21 protein-coding genes are annotated in these 19,428 nt (G+C 71.4%); 10 read left to right on the plus strand and 11 right to left on the minus strand.

What is annotated here, in order from left to right; all coding sequences use genetic code 11:
• Positions 1–67: 67 nt before the first annotated feature.
• The 6 genes from LPW41_RS02795 to LPW41_RS02820 form a co-directional block, all read right to left on the minus strand.
• Entirely contained in the window at positions 68–1,000 is a 933-nt protein-coding gene (locus tag LPW41_RS02795) for a sugar kinase (protein WP_230704059.1), read from the minus strand.
• Complete coding sequence (locus tag LPW41_RS02800; RefSeq protein WP_144830277.1) at positions 997–1,647, minus strand: bifunctional 4-hydroxy-2-oxoglutarate aldolase/2-dehydro-3-deoxy-phosphogluconate aldolase; 651 nt, start codon at positions 1,645–1,647, stop codon at positions 997–999. Before LPW41_RS02800 ends, LPW41_RS02795 begins: the two co-directional genes overlap by 4 nt.
• Positions 1,637–2,863 carry a D-mannonate dehydratase ManD gene (gene manD, locus LPW41_RS02805; RefSeq protein WP_230704060.1) on the minus strand — a complete coding sequence of 409 codons (1,227 nt, stop codon included), beginning with the start codon at positions 2,861–2,863 and terminating at the stop codon, positions 1,637–1,639. Before manD ends, LPW41_RS02800 begins: the two co-directional genes overlap by 11 nt.
• Positions 2,864–3,106: 243 nt before the next feature.
• Positions 3,107–4,507 carry an MFS transporter gene (locus LPW41_RS02810; protein ID WP_144830271.1) on the minus strand — a complete coding sequence of 467 codons (1,401 nt, stop codon included), beginning with the start codon at positions 4,505–4,507 and terminating at the stop codon, positions 3,107–3,109.
• A gap of 69 nt (positions 4,508–4,576) precedes the next feature.
• The gene (locus tag LPW41_RS02815; protein WP_144830268.1) at positions 4,577–5,581 is read right to left on the minus strand and encodes an L-idonate 5-dehydrogenase; all 1,005 of its coding nucleotides are present in this window, start codon (positions 5,579–5,581) and stop codon (positions 4,577–4,579) included.
• A 43-nt stretch (positions 5,582–5,624) separates the two neighbouring features.
• Complete coding sequence (locus LPW41_RS02820; protein ID WP_230704061.1) at positions 5,625–7,121, minus strand: mannitol dehydrogenase family protein; 1,497 nt, start codon at positions 7,119–7,121, stop codon at positions 5,625–5,627.
• Between the two features lie 148 nt (positions 7,122–7,269).
• On the opposite strand from LPW41_RS02820, the gene LPW41_RS02825 reads away from it, so the two are divergent.
• Both LPW41_RS02825 and LPW41_RS02830 read left to right on the plus strand, forming a co-directional pair.
• Complete coding sequence (locus LPW41_RS02825) at positions 7,270–8,238, plus strand: LacI family DNA-binding transcriptional regulator (protein ID WP_144830263.1); 969 nt, start codon at positions 7,270–7,272, stop codon at positions 8,236–8,238.
• 144 nt (positions 8,239–8,382) lie between these two features.
• Positions 8,383–8,718: a potassium transporter Trk gene (locus LPW41_RS02830; protein ID WP_230704062.1), complete on the plus strand. Its 336-nt coding sequence runs from the start codon at positions 8,383–8,385 to the stop codon at positions 8,716–8,718.
• A gap of 6 nt (positions 8,719–8,724) precedes the next feature.
• Here LPW41_RS02830 and LPW41_RS02835 read toward each other — a convergent pair whose 3' ends face one another.
• Positions 8,725–9,336 (minus strand): zinc-binding alcohol dehydrogenase, encoded by a 612-nt coding sequence (locus LPW41_RS02835; RefSeq protein WP_230704063.1) that lies wholly within the window; start codon positions 9,334–9,336, stop codon positions 8,725–8,727.
• A 93-nt stretch (positions 9,337–9,429) separates the two neighbouring features.
• Between LPW41_RS02835 and purM the strand changes: the two genes are divergently transcribed.
• From purM to LPW41_RS02850, 3 genes are read left to right on the plus strand one after another with little or no spacing between them, the layout of a single operon-like run.
• On the plus strand, positions 9,430–10,572 hold the full coding sequence (gene purM, locus LPW41_RS02840) for a phosphoribosylformylglycinamidine cyclo-ligase (protein ID WP_144830254.1): 1,143 nt from the start codon (positions 9,430–9,432) through the stop codon (positions 10,570–10,572).
• Between the two features lie 6 nt (positions 10,573–10,578).
• Complete coding sequence (gene purF / locus LPW41_RS02845; protein ID WP_144830250.1) at positions 10,579–12,054, plus strand: amidophosphoribosyltransferase; 1,476 nt, start codon at positions 10,579–10,581, stop codon at positions 12,052–12,054.
• Positions 12,051–13,268, plus strand: coding sequence for a CynX/NimT family MFS transporter (locus tag LPW41_RS02850; protein ID WP_230704064.1), 1,218 nt, complete (start codon positions 12,051–12,053; stop codon positions 13,266–13,268). The genes purF and LPW41_RS02850 overlap by 4 nt, the downstream gene beginning before the upstream one ends.
• Positions 13,269–13,402: 134 nt before the next feature.
• On the opposite strand, the gene LPW41_RS02855 is transcribed toward LPW41_RS02850, so the two are convergent.
• Entirely contained in the window at positions 13,403–13,585 is a 183-nt protein-coding gene (locus LPW41_RS02855) for a DUF3073 domain-containing protein (RefSeq protein WP_056225789.1), read from the minus strand.
• Between the two features lie 159 nt (positions 13,586–13,744).
• Here LPW41_RS02855 and LPW41_RS02860 point away from each other — a divergent pair, with 159 nt between their 5' ends.
• A complete protein-coding gene (locus tag LPW41_RS02860) occupies positions 13,745–14,260 on the plus strand; it encodes a universal stress protein (RefSeq protein ID WP_144830244.1) in 516 nt (171 codons plus the stop codon).
• 4 nt (positions 14,261–14,264) lie between these two features.
• Here the strand turns inward: LPW41_RS02860 and LPW41_RS02865 are convergent, their stop codons facing one another.
• The 3 genes from LPW41_RS02865 to LPW41_RS02875 form a co-directional block, all read right to left on the minus strand.
• Positions 14,265–14,870 (minus strand): PadR family transcriptional regulator, encoded by a 606-nt coding sequence (locus LPW41_RS02865; RefSeq protein ID WP_144830239.1) that lies wholly within the window; start codon positions 14,868–14,870, stop codon positions 14,265–14,267.
• Positions 14,870–15,715, minus strand: coding sequence for a DUF4097 family beta strand repeat-containing protein (locus tag LPW41_RS02870; protein ID WP_230704065.1), 846 nt, complete (start codon positions 15,713–15,715; stop codon positions 14,870–14,872). Before LPW41_RS02870 ends, LPW41_RS02865 begins: the two co-directional genes overlap by 1 nt.
• A 607-nt stretch (positions 15,716–16,322) precedes the next feature.
• Positions 16,323–16,487 carry a hypothetical protein gene (locus LPW41_RS02875; RefSeq protein ID WP_186325427.1) on the minus strand — a complete coding sequence of 55 codons (165 nt, stop codon included), beginning with the start codon at positions 16,485–16,487 and terminating at the stop codon, positions 16,323–16,325.
• Between the two features lie 193 nt (positions 16,488–16,680).
• Here LPW41_RS02875 and LPW41_RS02880 point away from each other — a divergent pair, with 193 nt between their 5' ends.
• The 4 genes from LPW41_RS02880 to LPW41_RS02895 all read left to right on the plus strand — a co-directional run bounded on the left by LPW41_RS02880 (position 16,681) and on the right by LPW41_RS02895 (position 19,355).
• Positions 16,681–16,950 (plus strand): Rho termination factor N-terminal domain-containing protein, encoded by a 270-nt coding sequence (locus LPW41_RS02880; protein ID WP_144830232.1) that lies wholly within the window; start codon positions 16,681–16,683, stop codon positions 16,948–16,950.
• A gap of 3 nt (positions 16,951–16,953) precedes the next feature.
• Complete coding sequence (locus LPW41_RS02885) at positions 16,954–17,919, plus strand: DNA topoisomerase IB (RefSeq protein WP_144830229.1); 966 nt, start codon at positions 16,954–16,956, stop codon at positions 17,917–17,919.
• Between the two features lie 239 nt (positions 17,920–18,158).
• On the plus strand, positions 18,159–18,974 hold the full coding sequence (locus tag LPW41_RS02890) for a hypothetical protein (protein ID WP_230704066.1): 816 nt from the start codon (positions 18,159–18,161) through the stop codon (positions 18,972–18,974).
• A 15-nt stretch (positions 18,975–18,989) separates the two neighbouring features.
• Positions 18,990–19,355: a CrcB family protein gene (locus LPW41_RS02895; RefSeq protein ID WP_144831935.1), complete on the plus strand. Its 366-nt coding sequence runs from the start codon at positions 18,990–18,992 to the stop codon at positions 19,353–19,355.
• Positions 19,356–19,428 lie beyond the last annotated feature (73 nt).

A 19,428-nucleotide genomic window follows, 5' to 3' on the forward strand; every position in this document is an offset into this window, starting at 1 on the left:
CCCCGAACGAGCTGCGCAGGATCGCGTGATCTCGAGCGGTGGTCGGGGCAGCGCCGGTCCGACCGCGTCAGCGCCGGACCGGGTCGCCGCCGCCGGTGAGGAAGCGCTTGAGGTCGCGGCGCGTGGGCGCGGCTTCCCAGTCGCCGGGCACGAGACAGGCCATCGCGCCGCAGGCGTTGGCGCGGACCAACGTGTCGGCCACGTCGAGGCCCTCGAGGTAAGCGCTGAGGTAGCCCGCGACGAACGCGTCGCCCGCGCCCACGGTGTCGAGAGGGTCGATGACGAAGCCCGGAGCCTCGGTGGCACCGGTCGCCGTGAAGGCGGCGGCCCCACCCGGGCCGCGCTTGACCACCACGTGCTGCACGCCGCAATCGAGGAGCGACTCCGCGGCATCCGGGCTCATCAGGGCGAACTCCTCGACCCCGCCGAAGACGAGGGTCGACAGCGCCGCGATCTCGCGGAGGATCGGTCCCGCGACCGCGGGGGACGCCAGGGCGGAGCGGTAGTTGACGTCGAAGCTGACCGCGACGCCGGCCGCGCGGGCGCGCTCGACGGCCGAGAGCACGGCGGCGCGAGCGGTGTCGGACAGCAGGGGCGTGATGCCCGTGATGTGCAACAGGTCGGCGTCTTCGATCCATCCCGCCGGAACGTCGTCGGGCGCGAGGCGTGACCCCGCCGAACCGCGGCGGTAGTAGTGCACGGCGGTGGATGCCGCGGACGGGCGCTCCTTGAGCATCAGGCCGGTCGGCGCCTCGGCGTCGACGATCGCGTGCACATCGAGTCCTTCGCCCCGCAGCTCCCGCGCGATGCGCTCGCCGAGCGGGTCGTCGCCGACGCGGCCGAGCCACGCGGCATCGACGCCCAAGCGGCGCAGGCCCACGGCGACGTTGGTCTCCGCGCCACCGATGCCGAGCGCCAGGCCCGCGGCGTGCCGGAGCGAGCCGACCTCGGTCGTGCGGGCGAGCGCCATCGTCTCGCCGAGGGTGACGACGCGGGTCACGCGCTCCGCCCCGCGAGCAGGTCCGACCCCGCGCACACCGCGACGAACCGCTCGGCCCGCTCGCGGAGCGCGCCCAGGTCGCCGCCGCGGAACGCGTCGCCGAGCAGCGGACCGCCGACGCTGACCGCCACGGCGCCCGCCGCGAGCCAGGCGGCCGCGCTGTCGGCATCCACCCCTCCCGAGGGGACGACGGCGATGTCGGGGAACGGTCCGCGCAGATCCTTCAGGTAGCCGGGGCCGACCTGACCGGCCGGGAACACCTTAACCGCCGAGGCGCCCGCCGACCACGAGGCGAACAGCTCGGTGGGGGTGAGGCCACCGGGGATGATCGGCATGCCCGCGGCGACCGCGTGCTCGACCAGAGCGGTCGAGGTGATCGGGGTGACGACGTAGTCGGCGCCGACGGCGATCGCGCGCTCGAGCTGGTCGAGGTTCGCGACCGTGCCGATGCCGAGGTCGCCGTCGAACGACGAACGCAGGTCGGCGAAGGCGTCGAAGGTGCCGGGCGTGGTGAGCGTCAGCTCGACGCTCTGCACCCCCGCCTCGGCGAGCGAGGCCAGCACGGGCGCGTAGTCCGACGCGGCGGATGCCCGGGCGACCACGACGAGCTTCGACGAAACGGTGCGGGCGGGAAGCTCACCAGTCATGGACGGTCCCATCGAGAAGGCGGTTCACGGGCAGGTACGCCTTCGTGTACTCGAACGCGCCGGCGGCCTCTTCGTCGAGCTCGACGCCGAGGCCGGGCTGGTCGCCCGGGTGCAGGAAGCCCTTGTCGAAGGTGAACGAGGTCTGGAACACCTCGAGCGTCTGCTCGTTGTGCGGCATGTACTCCTGGATGCCGAAGTTGTGGATCGCGAGATCGAGGTGCAGGGCCGCCGCCATGCCGACGGGGGAGATGTCGGTGGGACCGTGGATGCCGGAGCGGATGCCGTAGATCGCGGCGAAGTCGAGGAGCTTCTTCATCGCGGTGATGCCACCGGTGTGGGTCACGGCCGAGCGCACGTAGTCGATCAGGCGCTCGGTGATGAGCGTCTGGTAGTCGTACACGGTGTTGAACACCTCGCCGATCGCGAGCGGCGTGGTCGAGTGCTGGCGGATGAGCCGCAGCGCCGTCTGGTCTTCGCCGGGAGTGGCGTCTTCGAGCCAGAACAGGTCGTAGGGCTCGACGTCCTTCGCGAAACGCGCGGCTTCGATCGGCGACATGCGGTGGTGGCCGTCGTGCAGGATGCGCAGGTCGGTGCCGAACTCCTCGCGGATCTTCGAGAAGACCCCGGGCATGTGGTTGAGGTACTGGCGGGTGTCCCAGGTCTCTTCGGCGGGGCGGTCGCCCGAGCGCTTCGCGGGCTCGTAGTCGTACCGCACGCCCGGGCCCGCGGCCGAGACGCCGTAGATCTGCCCGAGGCCGGGGACGCCGGTCTGCACGCGCACGGCGGTGAAGCCGAGCTCGCGGTATCCGGTGATCGCGTTCGAGAGGGCCTCGAAGTCGGTGCCCGAGGCGTGGGCGTAGACGCGCACGCCGTCGCGGCTCGCGCCTCCGAGCAGCTGGTACAGCGGCATCCCGGCCTTCTTGGCCTTGATGTCCCACAGCGCCATGTCGACCGCGGCGATCGCGGCCATGGTCACCGGTCCGCGGCGCCAGTACGCCCCGCGGTAGAGGTACTGCCAGGTGTCTTCGATGCGGTCCTCGTCGCGGCCGATGAGCATCGAGGCGAGGTGGTCGGAGAGGTACGACGCCACAGACAGCTCGCGGCCGTTGACGGTGGCATCCCCCCATCCGACGACACCGTCGCTCGTGGTGATCTTCAGGGTGACGAAGTTGCGGCCGGGGCTGGTGACGGTGACGTCGACGGAGGCGATGCTCATGTGCGGACTTTCTGGCGGAGGGGAGGTGGCGGGTCGAAGCGGGGCGCGATTCGTGGCCCCGGGGCGCTGGATGTGGCAGCGACGCACCCGCAGGGGCGTCAGAGCTGGCCCCGGGGCGTCGAACGTGGACCCGGGGCCACGCTGGGCGCCCCGGGAGGACGCGCGGGAGGGGAGCGATGCCGGGCGGGTCCGCCGTCACGAACCCGCCCGGGTGCGGGGCCGCCCGAGAGCGACCCCGCGGGATCACATCGCGGGGCGGGGATCCCGCAGATCGCGACCGGTCCACTCGGGGGCCACGATCGCGGCGACCAGGGCCGACGCGGTGAAGATGCCCATGAGCACCATGATCGGGACGATGCTGCCGGTGGCGGCGGCCACCCAGGCCGCGGCGACGACGGGGCCGATACCGGTGGCGATGATCGCGGCGACCTCGCGGACGACGGCGGTGAGGGTGTAGCGGTTGCGGGCGCCGAAGATCTCGGGGATCGAGATGTTCTCCATCGACGCCAGGCCCAGCACCGAGATGTTGTGGATCAGGGCGTAGCCGACGAAGATCGCGCCCACCTCGCGGGAGTTGATCATCAGCAGCGCCGGCACGATCAGCAGCAGCGACAGCGCCGACATGACGATGTACATGCGGCGGCGGCCGAACTTGTCGCCGAGGAAGCCGACGAGCGGGATCGTGAGGAAGCCGATCAGCGACGAGACGATGACGATCTCGGGACCGACCTCCTTCGAGATCGCGAGGGTGATCGTGATGAACGAGATGAGGTACGTCTGCACGATGCCGGAGTTGCCGGCCTGGCCGAAGCGCAGGAAGAACGACACGAGAACGGCCTTGAGCGGCTTCTTCTGCAGCGACTCGAGCGTGCGGATGTCGTTGGTCTCGGTGGCGACCTTGTGCAGCTCGGCGCGCGAGAGCGCCTTGCCGTCGACGACGTCGGTGCGCTCCTCGAAGACCGGGCTCTCCTTGAGGTTGAAGCGCACCCACAGGGCGAAGAGCATGATGATCGCGCTGCCGATGAAGGGGATGCGCCAGCCCCAGGCGATGACGTCGCTCTCCATCATCACGGCGAGCAGGATCGCCCAGATGCCCGAGGCGAACAGCGTTCCGCAGTTGGTGCCGAGCGCGACGAGCGAGGCGACGACGCCGCGGCGGTTGTCGGGGGCGTACTCGGCGAGCATGACGCCCGCGCCCGAGATCTCGGCGCCGGCGCCGAAGCCCTGGGCGAGGCGGAGCACCACGAGGAGGATCGGGGCCAGGATGCCGACCTGCTCGTAGGTGGGCAGCACGCCGATGAGGGTGGTCGCCGCGCCCATGAGCAGGATCGTGTAGAACAGCACCTGCTTGCGGCCGATCTTGTCGCCGATGCGGGCGAAGAAGAAGGCGCCGACCGGGCGGGCGACATAGCCCACGCCGTAGGTCGCCATCGCGAGCACGACGGCCATCGCGGCGTCGCCGCCGGCGAAGAAGATCTGGCTGAACACGAGGGCCGCGGCGAGCGAGTACAGCTGAAAGTCCATGAATTCCAGGGCGGTGCCGAGCCAGCCCGAGACGGCGGCGCGGGCGAGGTCGCCGACGGACCGTGTGGCGACGGGCGGCGACGTCGAGGCGTCGACGCCGGGGGCGGATGAGCTGCTCATCGGATTACTCCTTCGTAGGTGATGCGTAGCGGAATCGCTGGGGTGTCGGGGGATGTTCGAGGGGCTTGCTCACAGAGCGAGCAGGACTTTGGCGGATGCCGAGGAGTCCCGTGCAACGGCGAACGCGCTGACCGCGTCGGCGGCGGGGACGACGTGCGACACGACGGTGTCGAGCGCGTCGGTCGAGGCGAGCATCGCGATGGCGTCGTCGATCTCGCTCGAGAAGCGGAAGGCTCCGCGCAGCGTCAGCTCCTTCGCGAGCATCGGGGCGAGGTTCACCCCGAGCTCGGCATCCGGGAGCATGCCCACCTGCACGACGGTGCCGGCGCGGCGGGCGGCGCGGACGGCCTGCGTGAGGGCCACTCCGACGCCGGAGCACTCGAAGACCACGTCGAACGACTCGTTCTCGATCGTGTCGGTGCCCACGAGGAAGGTTTCGCCCGCACCGAGGGCGCGGGCGCGCTCGAGCGGTTCGGGGCGCACGTCGCTCGCGCCGACCAGCTCGGCTCCCGCGTGCACGGCGGCCGCCGCGACGAGCAGTCCGATGGGGCCGGAGCCGATGACGAGCGCGCGTTTGCCGGAGAGGTCGCCCGCGAGGCTCACCGCGTGGATGGCGACGGCGAGGGGCTCGGCGAGGGCGGCGCGCTCGAGCGACAGCCCCTCGGGCAGGACGCGGATCATGTGCTCTTCGACCACGAGCAGCTCGGCGGCTCCGCCCTGTCGGTGCGGGAAGCCCGCGGCGCTACCGAGGTAGTCGCCGCCCGCACGCAGGTGCGGGCGCTCCTCGAGGCCCGGCACCGAAGGGCCGAAGCGCGCGGGGTGCACGGTGACGGGCGTGCCCGGCGCGAGCCGACCCGAGGGGTCGAGGTCGACCTCGGCCGACAGCTCGTGACCGGGGGTCAGGGGCTCGCGCACCGCGTACTCGCCGTTCTTGCCGTGGAAGTAGTAGTGCAGGTCCGACCCGCAGATGCCGACGTAGCGCACGCGCAGCCGCACCTCGCCGTCGCCCGGTTCGGGGGCGGGGCGGTCTTCCCAGCGGATGTCTTCCGCGGCGTGGATCGCGAGAAGCTTCATCGCGTCTCCTTCGAGTCTGTGCGCCCGGGTGGGCGCGGATGGGTCAGGGGGCGGTGGGGGCGAGGGTGCCGGATGCCGAGAGGCTCTCGGCGATCGCACTGTCGACGCCCCGCTCGACGATCGTGTCGAGCAGGTCGCCCACGCGGTCGACGAAGGCGGTGCGGTGCGCGAGGTCTTCGCCGAACAACTGGAGATCGACGATCGCGCGGGCGGCGAGGTCGCGGCCGCCGCGGGTGGCGACGGCGGTGAGGCGCTCGCGCGCCGGGTCGGTCATCGCCGCGGCGTGGGGGCCGGGGTCGAAGCCCGCGGGCGGGGCGATGCAGGCGAGGTATGCGGCCACCGTGAGGGCGATCAGGTGCGGGAACTCCCCCCGCTCGAACGCCTGGGCGACCGGGCCGGGGATGCGCTGGCCGAGCTTGACCGACCCGTCGGAGCCGACCTGGCTCGTGCGGTGTCCGAGCGCGCTGTTGCCCCAGCGGGCGAACAGGTCGCGCTCGTACGCCGCGATGTCGACGCCCCGCGGAGCGGTGACCGAGGGCTCGTACTCGCCCCGCAGGATCGCGGTGGCGGCGGCTTCGACGTCGGCCAGGGCGATGGCATCCGGGATCGTGGGAACCCCGCGCAGGGCGCCGAGGTAGGCGATCAGCGAGTGCGTGCCGTTGAGCAGGCGCACCTTGAGCAGCTCGTACGCGCCCACCTCGTCGGTGAACACCGCGCCGCCGGCCTCCCACGCCGGGCGGCCGCCCGCGAAGCGGTCTTCGATCGCCCACATCGTGAAGGGCTCGGCCGGCACGGGGACCTCGTCGCGCACGCCGAGGAGAGCGGCCACGCGGTCGGTCAGCTCGGGGGTGGTCGAGGGCACGATGCGGTCGACCATGCTCGAGGGGAAGGTCACGGCGCGGTCCAGGTAGGCCAGGGCGTCGGCCGACTCGGCATCCGGAAGCTCCTGCAGGAAGGCCCGCACGAGCTTCTCGGTGTGCGAGCCGTTCGACAGCAGGTTGTCGCAGCTGAGGATCGCGATCGGCTCTCCGCCCGCCGCGGCCCGGCGCTGCAGGCCGCGCGCGAGCTGGCCGATGGTCGAGCGGGGGGCGCCCCCGCGCAGGTCGGCGGCGACGATCGGGTCGGCGACGTCGAGGCGCTGGGTGGCGTTGGAGTAGCTGTAGCCGTTCTCGGTCACCGTGAGCGTCGCGATGCGGATGCGCGGGTCGGCGAGGTCGGCGACCACGCGGGCCGGGTCGTCGGCGGCGACGTACGAGTCGGTGTGCACCCCGGGGATGTCGAGGGTCGTGCCCGCGGGCGAGACCGTCGCGACGGAGTAGAGGTGGTCCTGCGCGTGCAGGGCGTCGACGACCCGGCGCGAGCGCGAGGCGACGCCGACGATGCCCCAGTCGCCGCCCTCGGCGCGCATCGCGGCCGCGGTGTAGACGGCCTGGTGGGCGCGGTGGAAGCTGCCGAGTCCGAGGTGCAGGATGCCGGCGCCCGAGGGGGCGGAGGGGATTGCCGTGGGGAGGCTCGCGCCGCGGCGCAGGATCGCGCTCATGCGCGGGCTCCCGTCGGGGCGGCGGGGCTCGACCGGGTGAGATCGTCGATGATCGGCATGAAAGCAGTGTGCAGTGTTTGTACAAACTTGTCAACAGTTTTCAGGTCGGCATGCACGATGATGGAACGACGGCAGAGAGACGGTGGTGATGGCGGCGAACCTGACCGAGGTGGCACGGCACGCGGGTGTGTCGATCGCCACGGCGTCGCGCGCCTTCGGCGAGCCCGACCGCCTCGCCCCCGCGACCCTCGAGCGAGTGCGCCGCGCCGCGGCCGAGCTCGGCTACGCCACGCCGCAGGCGGCCGTCGGCACCCGAACGATCGCGGTGGTGGTGCCGGATGCCGCGAACCCCGTCTACGCGACCCTGCTCAAGGCGATCCAGGGGCAGGCGTGGCACGGCCGGCATCGCATCGTGCTGTTCGACGCGGACGAAGACCTGCGCCGCGAGCGCGAGGCGATCGAGCTCGGATGCCGCACCGACGGACTGCTGCTGTGCTCCCCGCGCCTTCCCGAGCGCGAAGTGCTCTCGCTCGTGGCCGACACCCCCCACGTCATCGTCAACCGCGTGATCGACGGCGCCGTGTGCGTCGTGATGGACGCCGAGCGCGGGCCGACCCAGGCGGTCGAGCACCTCTCCGCCCTCGGCCACCATCACGTCGCGTACGCCTCCGGCCCGCACGGATCGTGGGCCGACGAACAGCGTGCCGACGCCGTGGCGCGCGCGTGCGAGCGCTTCGGCATCCGCCTCACCCGTCTGAGCAACCACGCTGCCTCGATCCAGGGCGGGCGAGCGGGAGCCGCGGCGGCCGTCGCCAGCGGCGCCACCGCGGTCATCGCCTACAACGACCTCGTCGCCCTCGGGCTCGAAGCCGGCATGGCCGAGCTCGGGCGCGTGTGCCCCGACGACGTCAGCCTCGTGGGCATCGACGACATCGAGCTCGCCGGAGCCGTCACGCCGAGCCTCACCACGGTGCGGATGCCGATCGCCCGCGCCGGGGCCCTCGCCGTCGACCTGCTGCTGCAGGCGATGTCGGGCGCGGCGTCGATCGGCGAGACCGTGCTGCCCTCGCAGCTCATCGTGCGCGGCTCGACGGCCCCGCCCTCCGCCGCGCGCTGATCCGCGGCGGCGTCCCTCGCCGGGCGGAACCGCCGAATCGCCGACGCCGCGCGAATGCGGTCTCGGCGAAGGGGTGCGTCCTCGGCATCCGCCCCCGCGCGAACCCACGACCCGCTGCGCGCCCGGCGGTGGGACAATGGGCCTATGGCCGAGCAGCCCGCCCCCGAACGACCGGTGTACGTCCGCGACGACATCGAGACCGTGACCGTCCGCCGCGCGCCGAAGTACGGCGTCTTCCTGGCCGCGGGTGCCTTCCTCGGCATCCTGGCCGCCCTCATCCTCACGTTCGCGATCGACGGCTCCAACCTCAGCCCCTACACGCAGGTCGTGTACTCCGAGCTGCAGGTCTTCGGCTTCACCGCGCTGATCTGCGTCGTCGTCGGTGTCGTGCTCGCCGCGGTCGTCGCCCTCATCTTCGAGCGCACGCTCGGCGGCCGCACCCGCCAGGTGATGGTCGACCACGAACAGTACGAGGTCTGACCCGCGTCACGCCAGTTCGGCGATGATCGGGTGGATCGCCGTGTCGAACGCGGCGACGTCGCCGCGCAGGCCGTCGGTCACCGCGACCGTGAGCGAGCCGATCCACCACACGCCCCGCTGGGCGAGCGGGAGCACCTGCACGTTGAGTTCGAACGAGTGCGCGCGTCGCCCCACGATGCGCTCGTGCGCCGCGATCGCGCTGGCGTAGGCGCGGTACGACACCCCGGGGCGCGCCGCCGCCTCGCGGGAGTATCGGTCGTGCGACAGGCGCGCGAACTCGACGGCGTCGTCGGCGTGGTCGTCGATCGCCGCCCGCAGTGCCTCGGCTCGCCCCTCGGGGAGGGTCACGAGAGTGTCGAAGCCGTCGATGAGCTCGAGGGGGACGGGGGAGGGGTGCACCTGCGGTTCGACGGTCATGGCCCAGTACTCCCGCCACTCGCGTTCGAGCCGGGCCTGCGCGTCGTCCGACCTCGACACCGTGAGAGGCGTGGGCACGCGGCGCAGCGCCGGGAGCTCTTCGGGGGCCCGGATGCCGATGACCTGACGCAGATAGAGCGCGACGAGCACCGATTGCGCCGCGTCTTCGCGGATCACCCACTCCGGCTGCCCGCCCGTCATGGCGTCATTGTAGGGATTCGCACCGCCTGTGCGACCGGGCCTTGCGTCGACGCGCGGACACCCGCGCGTGTCGAGCCCGGGTAGTCTGTTGCGGTGGCTTCCGCTCCCCACGAAAACCCATACTCCGCCGCAGGCGTCGATACCGCCGCCGGAGATCTCGCCGTCGAACTGATGAAGTCGGCCGTGCGCCGCACGCACGGGCCCGAGGTGCTCGGCGGGGTCGGCGGATTCGCCGGTCTCTTCGACGCCTCCGCCCTGCGCGACTACGCGCGGCCCCTGCTCGCGACCAGCACCGACGGCGTCGGCACCAAGGTCGCGATCGCGCAGGCCATCGACAAGCACGACACGATCGGCGAAGACCTCGTCGGCATGGTCGTCGACGACATCGTCGTGGTCGGTGCGCGTCCGCTGTTCATGACCGACTACATCGCGTGCGGCAAGGTCGTGCCTCAGCGCATCGCCGACATCGTCGCGGGCATCGCGCGCGGCTGCGCGATGACCGGCACCGCGCTGGTGGGCGGCGAGACCGCCGAGCACCCCGGCCTGCTGGGCATCGACGACTACGACGTCGCGGGAGCGGCGACCGGTGTGGTCGAGGCCGACCGCATCCTCGGCGCCGACCGCGTGCGCAGCGGTGACGTCGTGCTCGCGCTGGCCTCCAGCGGCCTGCACTCCAACGGCTACTCGCTCGTGCGTCACATCATCACGGGCGCGGGCATCGCGTACGGCTCGGCCTCGGCCGAGCTCGGCGGCACCTGGGGCGAGGCACTGCTCGAGCCCACGCGCCTGTACACCTCGCCGCTGCTGCGCCTGCTCGACGACGGCGCGGTGGGCACCGGCATCCACTCCCTCAGCCACGTCACGGGCGGCGGCATCGCCGCCAACCTCGCGCGCGTGCTGCCGCAAGACAGCTGGGTCGACGTCGACCGCTCGACGTGGAGCCCGTCGCCGGTGTTCCGCGTGCTCGCCGACATGGGCGGCCTCGAGCTCACGGCCACCGAGGGCACCTGGAACCTCGGCATCGGCTTCCTCGCGGTCGTCGCCCCCGAGGTGGCCGAGGCCGCGATCGCGGCACTGCAGGCGGAGGGCATCGCCACGTGGCAGGTCGGCGTCGTGCGCGACGGCGCCCGCCCCGAGGGCGAGTACGAACAGGGCGCCAAGGGCGTCGACGGCGGCGCCGTGCGCTTGGTCGGAACGTATGCGGATGCCGGCACGCCGGCGAACGGAGCCAGCTAACACCTCATGTGCGGCATCGTCGGCATGGCCGGGCAGGGCCCGGTCAACCAGGAGATCTACGACGCGCTCCTCCTGCTCCAGCATCGGGGACAGGATTCCACGGGCATGGCCACGGCCGAGTCCAGCGGCGTGTTCCACATCCACAAGGCCCGCGGCCAGGTGCGCGAGGCGTTCCGCACCCGCGACATGCGCGCCCTGCTCGGCGACATCGGTCTCGGGCACGTGCGCTACGCCACCAAGGGCACCGCGTCGAACGAAGAAGAGGCCCAGCCCTTCTACGTCAACGCGCCCTACGGCATCGTGCTGGTGCACAACGGCAACCTGACGAACACGCGCGAGCTCACGGGCGAGCTGTTCCACAAAGACCGCCGGCACCTGAACACCAGCAGCGACACCGAGCTGCTCGTGAACATCCTCGGCTCCGAACTGCAGTCCGAGATCACCGGCCCCGACCTCGACCCCGCACAGGTGTTCCGCGCGGTGGCGCGCGTGCACGAGCGCGTCGAGGGGTCGTACGCCTCGATCGCCCTCATCGCCGGCTACGGCCTGCTCGCGTTCCGCGACCCCTTCGGCATCCGCCCCCTCATCCTCGGCAAGCGTCCCGCAGCGCAGGTGCCGGGCGGCGAGCCGCGCGACGAGTACATCGTGGCCTCGGAGTCGTTGGTGCTCGAGAACGCCGGCTTCGAGGTCGTGCGCGACCTGCTGCCCGGCGAGGCGGTGTTCATCACCCTCGACGGGACGCTGCATTCCCAGCAGTGCGCCGAGAACCCCACGCTCGCGCCGTGCTCGTTCGAGTACGTCTACCTCGCCCGCCCCGACTCGGTCATGAACGGCATCTCGGTGTACGAGACGCGCCTGCGCATGGGCGAGCGCCTGGCCGACACCGTGGCGAAGTACACCCCGGCCGGGACCATCGACGTGGTCATGCCGATCCCCGACTCCGCGCGTCCGGCCGCGATGCAGGTGGCCCGCAAACTCGGCATCGAGTACCGCGAGGGCTTCTATAAGAACCGCTACGTCGGCCGCACCTTCATCATGCCGGGGCAGGCGGTGCGCAAGAAGAGCGTGCGCCAGAAGCTCAACGCCATGTCGACCGAGTTCCAGGGCAAGAACGTGCTCCTCGTCGACGACTCGATCGTGCGCGGCACGACGAGCCGCGAGATCATCCAGATGGCGCGGGATGCCGGGGCCAAGAGCGTGACGTTCGCCTCGGCGGCACCGCCGGTGCGCTACCCCCATGTGTACGGCATCAACATGCCCTCGCGTCACGAGCTCGTCGCCCACGGCCGGACGATCCCCGAGATCGCCGAAGAGCTCGGCTGCGACTACCTGGTCTACCAGGAGGTCGACGACCTCAAGGCGGCCATCATGGAGGGCACCGACCTCACCGACCTCGACATGAGCTGCTTCGACGGTCGCTACGTGACGGGGACCGTGTCGGAGGAGTACCTCGCCTGGGTCGAGGGCAGCCAGGAGTCTTGACCCGCCGCAGCGCGGGAACCATCGCCCTCGCCGCCACGGCGATCGTGCTGCTGGCGTTGACGCTGCGCATCGCGGTGGCGTCGTTGTCTCCTCTGCTCGATGCGATCGGTCGCGACTTCGCGCTGCCCACGGCGGTGGTCGGTCTGATCGGCATGGCGCCCCCGGTCGCGTTCGCGCTGTCGGGCATGGTGACGCCCGCGATCGAGCGACGGGTCGGGCTCGAGCGCACGGTGCTGATCGCGGCGATCGTGGCGGCCGCGATGCTCGCCGCGCGGGCGGCCGCGGGCAACGCGTTGACGCTGCTGGCGGCGACGGCCGGGGTGTTCGCGGCCGTCGGGGTGGCGAACGTGCTCATCCCCACCGTGGTGAAGAAGTACTTCCCCGAGCGCATCGGCCTGATGACGACCGTCTACAGCACGACGATGGCGGTGGCGACCTTCACGCCGCCGCTGGTCGCGGTGCCGCTGGCGGGAGCCGTGGGATGGCGCGGGTCGTTCGTGGTGTGGGCGGTGGTCGCGGTCGCGGCGGTGCTGCCGTGGGTGGCGTTGAGCCTGCGTGCCCGCGCGTCGCGCATCGACGCCGTCGACGAGCCGCGGACGGCGGTGCTCTCGCGCCTCGTGCGCGTGCCGCAAACGTGGGCGCTGGTGGTCACGTTCGCCGTCAACTCCTCGGTGGCGTACGGCATGTTCGCGTGGCTTCCGCCGCTGCTGATCGATGTGGCGGGAGTGGATGCCGCGGAGGCCGGCGGACTGCTCGCGCTCTTCTCGTTCATGGGTCTGCCCGTGTCGCTGCTCGTCCCCCTGTTGGTGGCGCGCCTCGGGCGCACGACCCCGTTCTACGTCGTCGCGGTGGTGACCGGCGTCGTCGGAGTGACCGGATTGCTCGTCGCCCCCGGTGCCGCGACCGTGCTGTGGGTCGTGCTCATCGGCATCCCGCCGCTGCTCTTCCCGCTCACCCTCGTGCTGTTCGGCCTGCGGACGCGCCAGCACGAGACGACCGTGGCGCTGAGCGGGTTCGTGCAGAGCGTGGGATACGCCATCGCGGCCCTCATGCCCCTCGCGCTCGGCCTCACGCACGAGATCACCGGGGGCTGGACCACCGGCTTGATCGTGCTCGGCGCGGTCATCGCGTGCGCGGCCCCCGCGGGGATCATCATGGCGCGCAGCGAGAGCGTCGAGGACGCGTGGGAGCGCCGCACCGGCCGCACGTGGTGAGCCGTTCGACGCACACGAACGAAGGGCGGTGACGAGAAACGTCACCGCCCTTCGGCGTATCTGTTCATCGGGGTACGACGATCACCGCTCGGGACCGATACGGCCTCGCGAGGGGAAAGACGAACGCGAAGGCGTCAGGCCTTCTCGTTGTCGTACTCGTCGCTGTACTGGTCGGCCCACTTGTCGACGTACGCGTCTTCACCCGGAGCGGGTGCACCCAGTTCGCGCTCGAGAGCCGAGTAGTTCACCGAATAGGTGTCGTACTTCAGCTCACGGGCGATCTTGGTGTTCTTCGCCTTCTGACGGCCACGCCCCATGCGAGACCCCCTCACGATCGACGTCGAGGGCCGCTTGAGAGCCCTGCGTATTGCGGTTCCGGACCGAGCCGGTAAGAGTAACACCCAGGATATCACGGCGCATTCCGGCCGAGCCGTCGTGGGCTCGCGGGGGAGCGCCCCGTCGCGACAGGAGCCGTCATGACCGATCAGCCCCGCCCCGAGACCGCGACCGGCGCGGTCATCGCCGGTGTCGTCCCCGGGCAGTCGCCGCGGGTCGTGCGCGAAGCGGCCCGGTACGCCGCACTGTCGAAGGCGCCGCTGATCGTGGCGCACGTCGACACCACGCGCTTCGTCGCGTTCGAAGACCCCGACGGCTACGTGCACTCCTCGACCGTCGACGTCGCGGGCGCCGCCGCCAAGGCCGCGCTCGACGAGGTGCGTCGCGCGGCGGGCGAAGCGCTGGCCGGCCGCGACCTCGACTGGAGCGTCCGGCAGGTGATCGGCGACCCCGCCCTCGCCCTCATCCAGCTCGCTGACGAGGTCGACGCCGGGCTGCTCGTGGTGGGCACTCGCAAGCGCGGGATCGGCGAGTCGTTCCGGGAGTTCCTCACCGGTTCGGTCGCCGCGCGGCTCAGTCATCGCCAGCGCCGGCCGGTTCTCGTCGTCCCGCTCGGAGAACCGGCCGCCGCCGATGAGGAGCTGCCCTGGGAGTGAGGCGTCAGCCGCGCATCGCGCGGGTCACGGCCTCGGACGCGTCGCGCAGTGCCGACTCGATCTCGTCGACTCCGGATGCCGCGAGCTCGCCGCCCCGCGCGACGTGGGCGCGCAGTTCGCTGCGCACGCGTCCGCGGAACTCGTTGATCGCCGCGTCGGCGCGCGAGAGCTGCTCGCGACTGCGGGAGCGGGGATCGTCGGCGGGCACCGACTGCGCCTGCTCGCGCTCCTCGCGGGATGCCGCGGCGAGATCGGCGCGCAGACTCCGCATGGCGTCGCGGACGCTTCCGCGCACCTCGTCGGCGATGAGCCGCACGCTGTCGGCGAGGCCGGCCTGGATGCCCTCGAGATCGCCCGAACGCGATGCGACCTCGGCGCGACCGGCATCCGTGATCTCGTACACGGTCTTGCGGCCGTCGACCGACTTGGTGACCAGGCCCTCTTCCTCCAGCTTCGACAAGCGGGGGTAGATGGTGCCGGCCGAGGGGGAGTAGGTGCCGCCCGTGCGCTCGGACAACGCCTGCATGAGGTCGTAGCCGTGGCGCGGGGCCTCATCGAGCAGGCTCAGGATGTACAGGCGAAGATCGCCGTGCGAGAAGACGGGGCTCATCACCACTCCTCCTCTCCGGCGAGTTCCTCGGGACGAAGACCGGAGATGCCGCGGCGCAGCACGGTGATCTCGCCCGAGACGGTGTTGGCACGGACGTCGACGAACTGACCCGCGAGGGCGCCGGTCGAGCCGGTGTAGTTGGTCGGGCCCTTGCCCGAGCGCACCTGGCCGTCGATCTGCACGCGGCCGCTGACCGACCGCGACACGTAGTTGGCGGGCAGCGAGCGGTCGAGGCGGATTGTGCCGGTGCCGCTCACCGAGTTCAGCGAGATGGACTGCGTCGGTCCCATCGAGTCGACGAGCATGGCACCCGAGACCGTGTCGATCGAGGCCTTGGTGATGCGGCCGGTCGCGGCGACGTCACCCGAGACGCTGTTGGCGCTGAGGGCACCGTCGAGCTCGCGCACCTGCACGTCGCCGGAGACGGCGTTGAGGTCGACGTCGCCGACGAGGCCGTCGACGATGATGTCACCCGAGACGGTGTTCAGGCGCACGTCGGTGCGCAGCCCCGAGACCAGTGCGCTCGCGCTGACCACGCCGAGGGTGAGGGCGACGTTGCGGGGGACCGCGACGCTGACCTCGGCCTTCGGGCCGCCGGCGCCGAAGTTTCGGAAGACCTCGAGGAAGTTGTCCCACCGCAGCTGCGGGTGGTCGATCTCGAGGCGGCCGTCGACCATCTCGATGCGCAGGTCTTTCACCGTGACGCCGTGCACTTCGATGCGTGCCTCGGGTTCGTCGTGGGCGATGACGTCGACCTGGCCGCCGACGAGTCCGATCTTGAGCTCGCGCAGCGCGCCGACGTCGATGACGCGGGTCTCGCCGGGGTGGACGATCCATTTCTCCATGGTTGATGCTCCTCACTCGCGATATATCGCGTTAAGTCGAGTATCGCGATATATCGCGAGTGCGTCAACCCCCGCCAGGGATGAGTGGGCTGTGAGGTCGCCGACAGTGAGGTCCCTGAGCCTGTCGAAGGGACCGGGACGCGCGGGTGCCCGAGCGCACGGGGAGGTCCCTGAGCTTGTCGAAGGGACCGGGGCGCGCGGGGGTCCGGTGGCTTCGACAAGCTCAGCCACCTCTGTACGGCCGGTGGCCTCGACAGGCTCAGCCACCTCTGTGCGGCCGGTGGCTTCGACAGGCTCAGCCACCTCTGTACGGCCGGTGGCTTCGACAAGCTCAGCCACCTCTGTACGGCCGGTGGCTTCGACAGGCTCAGCCACCTCTGTACGGCCGGTGGCTTCGACAGGCTTAGCCACCTCTGTACGGCCGGGGACTTCGACGGGCTCAGCCACCTCGGCAGGAGGGGGGTCCCGCGGGGTTCCGGTGGCTTCAACAGGCTCAGCCACCTCTCCTTCTGAAACGACGAATGCCGCGCCCTCGGTGAGGACGCGGCATCCGGAACGGGTGGTACCCGCGTGGTCGTGGGGCGCCCTTGAGGCGCCGGCGCGACGATCAGACGGGCTTGCGACCGCTGATGAGGCGGAACAGCAGCACGATCAGCGCGATGAGGCCGACGATGATGGCGACCCACAGCAGGAAGCTGGCCGCCTGGCTGAGGCCGCTGACGATCGCGATGACGATCGCGGCGATGATGATGATGATCAGGAAGATGTTCATGGGGGGCTCCTTGCTCGCCGCCTCGTGGGCGGCACCTGGCGAGTGGGTTTTGCCCAGCGTGTCACTGTGGGCGCCGCCCGCCCCCGGGCTTGACGCCCCTCGAAATCGGCTGATAGCCGGGCTGTTGTCAACCCCGCGGACCGCGGCGCGAGCGCGGTCGTACGGTCGAGCCATCCGTCGGAAGGAGCCGATCATGCCCCAGGGGCGAGGATCCAACAGCCTGAAAGATCCCGATCTGTATGAGGAGCTGCGCACGCAGGGCGACTCGAAGGAGAAGGCCGCGCGCATCTCGAACGCGGCTGCGGCGCAGGGCCGCGGCACGGTGGGCGCCAAGGGCGGGCACGCCGAGGACTACGAAGACCGCACGGTCGCCGAGCTGAAGCAGCGCGCGAAAGAACTCGGCATCTCCGGGTACTCGGGCAAGAAGAAGGCGGAGCTCATCGACCTGCTCCGCTCGCACTGATCCATGGCGCGACTGATCCGCGTCCGGCCCTATGAGGATCCGGGCTATCGGCGCGTGCGCTCCGGTTCGGGGTTCCGCTTCGTCGACCACACCGGGGCCTCGGTGCCCGAGCGCGAAGCGGAGCGCGCTCGCGGTCTGGTCATTCCGCCCGCGTGGCGCGAGGTGTGGATCGCGAAGGAGCCGAATGCGCACATCCAGGCCGTCGGCACCGACGAGGCCGGGCGGCGGCAGTACACCTATCACGCGGACTGGTCGAAGAGGCAGGACAAGGGCAAGTTCGCCCGCGCCCTGCAACTGGCCGAGGCGTTGCCGCGGGCGCGCTCCCGGGTGACGCAGTCGCTCCGACGGGCCGAGGCCGATCGCGAACGCGTGCTGGCGGTGTCGTTCCGCTTCCTCGACCTCGTGGCGCCGCGCGTCGGCAACGCGCGCTACTTCGTCACCAACGGCAGCCGCGGCCTGACGACCCTGCAGCGCCGGGATGCGACCGTCGAGGGCGACCTCATCCGTCTGTCGTTCCCCGCCAAGAGCGGCAAGCGGGCGGAGCTGTCTCTGCGCGACGCGGAGCTCGCCGCCATCGTCGAAGAGCTCGCGCTCGGGCGCCCCCGGGCGGCACTGCTGACCTTCAAGCGGGGTCGGCGGCGCGTGCCACTGACCCCCGGCGACGTCAACGGGTACGTGCGCTCGCTCACGGGCGGGCCGTTCAGCGCGAAGGACTTCCGGACGCTGCGCGGAACGATCCTCGCGGCGGAGTCCCTCGCGAAGGTCGGCGCCGTCGGTGGCAAGAACGAGCGCAAGAAGGCCGAGGTCGCCGCTGTCCGCGCGACCGCAGAGGCCCTGGGCAACACCCCCGCCGTGGCGCGGGCGAGCTACATCGACCCGCGTGTCTTCTCGCTGTATCGCAAGGGCCGCACGATGGAGCTCGGCGGCTCGAAGGACGCCGCGATCCGGCGACTGATTCTGGGGGAGTGAGAGTGGGCTCGACCCCGGACACTCCCACCAGTCCGCGCGTTTCCCTGTCCCGGGGCGGGGCCGCCGGGCAGGTGGAGGCTCCGACGCGTCTCTTCGGTCTGCTGACGCCGGAGGCCCGCGCGCTGTACCGTATGGTCCCCGGTGCCCAGGAGCTGTTTCGACCGACCGGCGCTTCGCGGGGGGTCCTGCGGCGGGGACTCCGTCAGGACGACGCCTTCCGAAACCTTCTGCGCGCCGCCGTGCAGAACTCCGCTGAGCCGCGCGGGTGGCGGCGCGACGAGTGGACCGACGAAGAGGTCGCTCGACTGGCCGCGGATCCGCGGGTTCTCGCGACAGCCCGGGCCATGTCGAAGAGCACGGCGCCCCGCGGCTGGAAAGCGACGTGGAAGAAGCGTCGGCAGCGTGAGACGGCGGTGCTCGCGGTCATCGCGTATTCGTTTGCGGCCGTCGCCATCGCGTTCGTGACCGGCATCACCTGGCTCGCGCTCATCGGCGCGGCGGGGGTGCTCGCGACGGTGGCGTACGGGATCCGGCGACGATACGTCGAGGGCCGACCCGGTGGCGCGCCCCACCCCTCGGCCGCGGACGACAGCGCTCCGCCACCGGAGGACGGGATCGACCGGCCTCTCTTCGTCGTCGAGCGCGCGCCTTCGCAGCACCTGATCGCCCGCGGCACGGGTCTCGTCTTCCTCGCGGGAGCGGGCGTCCTCGCCGTCACGGAGATCGTTCATGGTGGGCCACTCGCCGTCGTAGGAGTCATCGTGTGGCTGAGCACCCTCGGCGGCCTCGGTGCGGTCATCTTCCTCTGGGCGCTCTCGGCCGGGCGCGCGCGCATCGTCGGCTACGACGATCACCTTCTCGTGCGCCCGGGGCTCCGCCGGTCGCGGAGGGTCGCGGCATCCGAGATCGCATCGTTCTCGTGGCGGTCAGGCGGACGGCTTCGCGGCACCGATGTGCGGGGTCGCACGTTGTTCACGACGATGAGCGTCTTCGACGACTTCCCGGATCTGGTCGCGTGGCTCGAGGCGAGGGTTCCGCAGCCGCCGCGGGCGTAGGGTGGCGCGGTGAGCATGTGGCGTGACGTCGTCCTCGTCGCCGTGGGCGGCGCGATCGGCACTGCCGCGCGCGCGGGGCTGACGCTCGCGTTCGGCGACGACCTGGGGCCTGCTCTCGTACCGATCGTCAACGTCGTGGGGGCGTTCGCGATCGGCATCCTGTTCGGGTGGAGAGCCCGGATGCCGGAGTCGTCGCGCGCCCAGCGGGTGCAGCTGTTCGTCGGTACGGGAGTGCTGGGCGGCTTCACGACCTACAGCTCGCTCGCCGTCGAGTCGGCGGATCTCGGGCTGCTGTGGTGGGGTGTGGCGACGGTCATCGTGGGGACCGCGGCGGCCTGGGTGGGCGTGTTGCTCGGTCGGGGTGGGCGCGCCCGCGTCTGACGCTTGTCGAACCGGTCGAGAAAGTGGTACAAATGTGCCACTTACCGACGTGGGTTCGCCGCGCCGGTGACCC

The organism is Microbacterium sp. JC 701 (assembly GCF_021026215.1).
GTDB lineage: Bacteria > Actinomycetota > Actinomycetes > Actinomycetales > Microbacteriaceae > Microbacterium > Microbacterium algihabitans.